The following is a 4,569-nucleotide window of genomic DNA, read 5'->3' as shown; positions in this document are numbered from 1 at the left end:
CGTGATTGACCCAGTCCGGCGTTTCTGGAAGCACGAAATACTCCCGGTGCATGGAATCGTGCGGCCAGCCCTGCGCGAGCCCGGCATCGAAGACGCCGTTCATGAACTGCGGCGAGCACGTCAGCAACGATCCAGACGTCACTCGCTGTGACGCGCGCAAAGTTGGATTGGTCAACGGATCTCGGGCTTGAACAACCACCAGATCGTTTGCACGTCCAATCCAGTGGCGTAGCTCACTGTCGCAATGGATTGCGCATTGTTTCGACGAGGCGCACAATGTCCGATTGACGACGTGCCTCCATCTTGCTCATCGCACTATGGATCTGATTCCTCACTGTATACACACTGGTGCCACGCTTCTCGCTGATCTCCCTAGCTGATAAGCCAGTGGCGATATGCAGAACCACTTGGGTTTCATGTGGTGTCAGCTGATACCGGGCGTGCAATCGTGCTGCGATGTCAGGCATCTCACGTTCCTGCGAAAGCGTCAGCAGAAAACATGGTTCCTCACGGCTGAACAGAATACCGGAAGGGCGCCCACCGGCCTCTTCGGTGCCCAGCGGCGCAATCCGACATGTGAACGTCGGTAGCTGCTGGCCGTCACGCAAGCGTAGCGTCTGCGGTTCGCCAAGGGGTCCCTGGGCCAATGCTCTCGTGAAATGCTGCTCCCAGGCCGGCTTGGCAAAGAACAAACGCCGCCGAAAATCGCTGCGGACGATTTCTCCTGCATCGAGCATTGCCTCGGCGCAGGCGTTGGTAAAAACGATTCTCCGGTCCCGGGTGAGCACCATACAGCCGGCCGTGCTCGGATCGAGCACATTGACCAAAGACTGTTTCTCCAGCTTGGCCCCGGCCAGGGTGCGGGCCACTTCAAATGCCTGCCGCAAATGCGGGGCGAGATGAGTGACCATTCGCTGCCAGGGCTTTTCAAGCCGAACGGAATCGCATGAGCGTATGCTGCCGCTGAATGCAAACAAGCGCTTGTCCTGCTTGAAAAGCAGGACGGAACAGCCGCCGGTGATATCCTCCTGCGGGCGAACCCAGTCGTCGTAAAATTCGGTTCTGCGAAGACTGCGGTCGCCCCACAGTTCCCCATAGGAGAGAAGCTGCCCCGGCCCCTCGTTCATGAGCCGCGCGGCGAGGAAGTCCTTCTCCGAGTAATAGTCCACATAGGACTGCTGGAAGGCCGGATCATAGCCGAACTGCCGGGCGCCAAGCTCTATGCGGGCATCGGCGTCATAACCGAAAAGGCAGGTGCGCACGCGACCGCCGACCACATCGGAACAGGCTTCAAGAAAAGCGTCCCATTTCTCATCATCCAGCGCGGCGCCGTAGGCCAGCGTGGTCAACATTGCGAGCCGGTCTTCCAAATCCCCCTCCACTCAAGCGCGCAGTGTATCCGAAGTGCCAAGCGCATCCGTAGTGCATGTGCATCATGAGGCATGTTTTCCTCGCATGTAAACAGTGCGGAAAAGCGTCGGGGGGACGCTTGCCGGGGTTGGTCCTGCCTGAAACAGGCGGTTCGCCTCGGCTTTCGCGTCCCCGCTAATCGAGAGGACACGATTTCATGACCATGTTTTCCGCCCCGGCGAAAAACGCTTGCCGGTCCGTTTCAGCCGGATCGCCCCTCGGCAGAACCATGCGCGCGGCGATGCTCTCCGCCAGCGCCATCACGATCGGATCAGCCTGCGCCCTGCCAGATGCAGCGTTGGCGCAAACCAACACGTCCTGGGTAGGCAGGGCGTCCCCCAACTGGTTCCTGGCTGACAATTGGAACAGCAGCGTGCCGGCCCCCGGAGACCGTGCCTATATCTCCAGGCCGTCCGGCAACGACGATCCGATCCTTGAGGGGATGACCGCTCCCGATGTGCACGAGGTGCATGTCGGGTCCAACGGCGTCCAGCCCTCCAGCGGATATCTGCGCATCGAGAATGGCGGCATCCTCAACAGCACGCACGGCCTGCTCGGTCACAAGGCCGGCAGCACCACCGGCAAAGGCACAGTGCAGGTTTCAGGACCAGTGTCCGAGTGGAACAACGCCGGAAACATGATCGTGGGAGACACCTACGACGGCACGTTGCGCCTGCGAAATGGCGCCAAGGTTACAAGTCAGCAGGGCTTCATCGGCAATGCAGCGCTCATCAACGGATTTGCGGACCTGCGTGGCAACAACACCAAATGGGTCAACACAAACGATCTGTCGGTTGGCGAAAAGGGCATTGGCGTTCTCTTCATCGTCGACGGCGCGACCGTTGAGAACAGCGATGGCTATGTGGGCTCGGCCGCCGGCGCGCAGGGGCGCGTCTCCGTCGGCGGTACCAATGCGAAATGGATCAATGCCCAGACGCTGACAATCGCCTATGAAGGTGTTGGAAGCCTCGCCATCAACAGCGGCGGCGCGGTGAGCAACACGGATGGCTATGTCGGATCGGAAGCGGGATCGGACGGCTCGGTCTATGTGTCCCATGCCGGATCGACATGGACCAATTCGCAAAATTTGTATCTGGGTGACGAGGGCAAAGGCCGCCTTACCGTCGAGAGTGAGGGTGTCGTCTCTGCCGCCTCGATCTATCTTGGCGACATGCCGGGGTCGGAAGGGCAGGCCACCATCAGCGGCGCCGGTTCCCAATTGAACGCAACCTATGAGCTGGATGTCGGCAGCGGCGGCAAAGGCACGCTGACACTCACCGACAATGGGACGGCATCCGCAGGCACGGAAGTCTATGTCCAACGCAGCGACGGCTCCAGCGGAACGCTGAACATCGGCGCGGCTTCCGGCGACGCGGCGGCGACAGCCGGCAACCTCTCCACGCCGAAACTCTATCTGAACGAGCCTGGCGCGAGGCTGGTCTTCAACCACACCAATACCGGTTATCTGTTCAACCCCGATATGTTCGGGACGGGCCAGTTCCTTCAGGAATCCGGAGAGACCATCTATACGGGCGATGGCGCGGCCTTCACGGGGAGCGGTACGGTTTCCGGCGGGCGGTTTCTGGTCAATGGAACCCTCGGTGGCGTGATAACCGTCGATGGTGGCGTTCTGGGCGGATCGGGAACCCTCGAAACCGCGACGATCAATGGCGGGGGCACGCTGGCCCCCGGCAATTCTATCGGCACGCTGAACGCGGCGAGCGCCGATTTCCACGCCGGCTCCGTGTTCGAAGTGGAACTAAACGATGGCGGCAACACCGCCGGGACGAACAACGATCATCTGAACGTTTCGGGAGCTGTCGCGATCGACGCCGGCAGGATCCATGTGAAGCCGGAAAACGGAACCGACGACGGATCGACCTACACGCCTGGCCTGACCTACACCATCATTACGGCGGGCAGTGTGGCCGGCCGGTTCACCTCGATCGTCGACGATTACCCGCTGCTCGATTTCACCGACAGCTATTCGGGCACCAATGTCTTCCTGACATCATCACAGGTGGCCGGCTGCCCGACCGGCATGACATTCAACCAGACCTCCACCTGCGGCGGCGTTCTCTCCATCGGGTCGGGGGGCCTTTATACAGCGGTCCTGAATCTGGGCAGTGCGGAACTGCCGGTCGCACTGGACCAGCTTTCCGGCGAGGTTCACGCTTCGGCCAGAAGCGCGCTTCTGGAAGACAGCCGTTTTCCGCGTGAGGCCGCGAATCAGCGGCTCCGCGCGCGGACAGGCGAAGCCGGGCAACCGGCTTTCTGGGCTCACGGTTTCGGCGCGAGCGCTCACTGGAAAGGCGATGGAAACGCCGCGGAGCTGGACCGCACCATTGGCGGTTTCCTGCTGGGCGCGGACGCCGCCCTTGCCGACAGCCTGCAATTGGGTGTTCTGGCCGGCTACAGCCGCTCCGGTTTCGATGTCGACAACCGCGCATCTTCGGGAGACGCAAAGACCTGGCATGTCGGCCTCTACGGCGGAAAAGAATGGGGTGCCTTCAGCCTGCGCGGCGGCACCGCATTCGCCTGGCATGGGCTCGACACAAGCCGGCGCGCCGCCTTCACCGGGTTCTCCGACACGCTGGAGGCCGACTACAACGCTTCGACGATGCAGTTCTTCGGCGAGGCCGGGTATCGCTTCAAGGCCGGGTCGATGCAGCTTGAGCCCTATGCGGGGCTGGCGCATGTTCGGGTGAAGACCGATGGCTTTGCGGAGGCTGGCGGCGAGGCCGCGTTGACTGCAGCAGGCACAACCACCTCCAGCACCTTCACCACGTTGGGTCTGCGCGCGCAAACCGAATTCGCGCTTGGCGACACATCGGCCGTAGAGTTGACAGGCGGGATCGGCTGGCAGCACGCCTTCGGCGACACCGAACCCACGGCGCAGATGCAGTTTGCGGGTGGCGATGCGTTCACCATCGCCGGCATACCGGTGGCCCGCAACGCTCTGGCGCTCGATCTGGATGCGCAGGTGGCGCTGAACCCGGCGACCAGGATCGGCCTGTCCTACTCAGGACGCATCGCTTCCGGTGCCCGCGACCACGCGCTCAAGGCGACGCTCGGTGTGACCTTCTGAAACCACAATTAGAATGCCCGGCTGCCTTGAATGTACCCGTTCACAAGTGACCTGAGCCCCAAGTCCCCTCC

3 protein-coding genes are annotated in these 4,569 nt (G+C 61.8%); 1 reads left to right on the top strand and 2 read right to left on the bottom strand.

The window, feature by feature from the left end; genetic code table 11:
• Positions 1-233 precede the first annotated feature (233 nt).
• On the bottom strand, positions 234-1,352 hold the full coding sequence (locus NA2_RS21110) for a helix-turn-helix transcriptional regulator (protein WP_008599323.1): 1,119 nt from the start codon (positions 1,350-1,352) through the stop codon (positions 234-236).
• A gap of 193 nt (positions 1,353-1,545) precedes the next feature.
• A complete protein-coding gene (locus tag NA2_RS22360) occupies positions 1,546-1,752 on the bottom strand; it encodes a hypothetical protein (protein ID WP_008599322.1) in 207 nt (68 codons plus the stop codon).
• A 31-nt stretch (positions 1,753-1,783) separates the two neighbouring features.
• Between NA2_RS22360 and NA2_RS21100 the strand changes: the two genes are divergently transcribed.
• On the top strand, positions 1,784-4,498 hold the full coding sequence (locus NA2_RS21100) for an autotransporter outer membrane beta-barrel domain-containing protein (RefSeq protein ID WP_008599320.1): 2,715 nt from the start codon (positions 1,784-1,786) through the stop codon (positions 4,496-4,498).
• The last annotated feature ends 71 nt before the right edge of the window (positions 4,499-4,569 follow it).

It is taken from the genome of Nitratireductor pacificus pht-3B (assembly GCF_000300335.1).
GTDB classification, from domain to species: Bacteria; Pseudomonadota; Alphaproteobacteria; order Rhizobiales; family Rhizobiaceae; genus Nitratireductor; species Nitratireductor pacificus.
The sequence above is the reverse complement of the archived record's forward strand: the minus strand, read 5'-3'. Positions and strand labels throughout refer to the sequence as shown.

Coding starts and splice junctions, on each gene's coding strand:
- NA2_RS21110 (WP_008599323.1), bottom strand. CDS start 1,352: ATGTTGACCACGCTGGCCTACGGCGCCGCGCTGGATGATGAGAAATGG.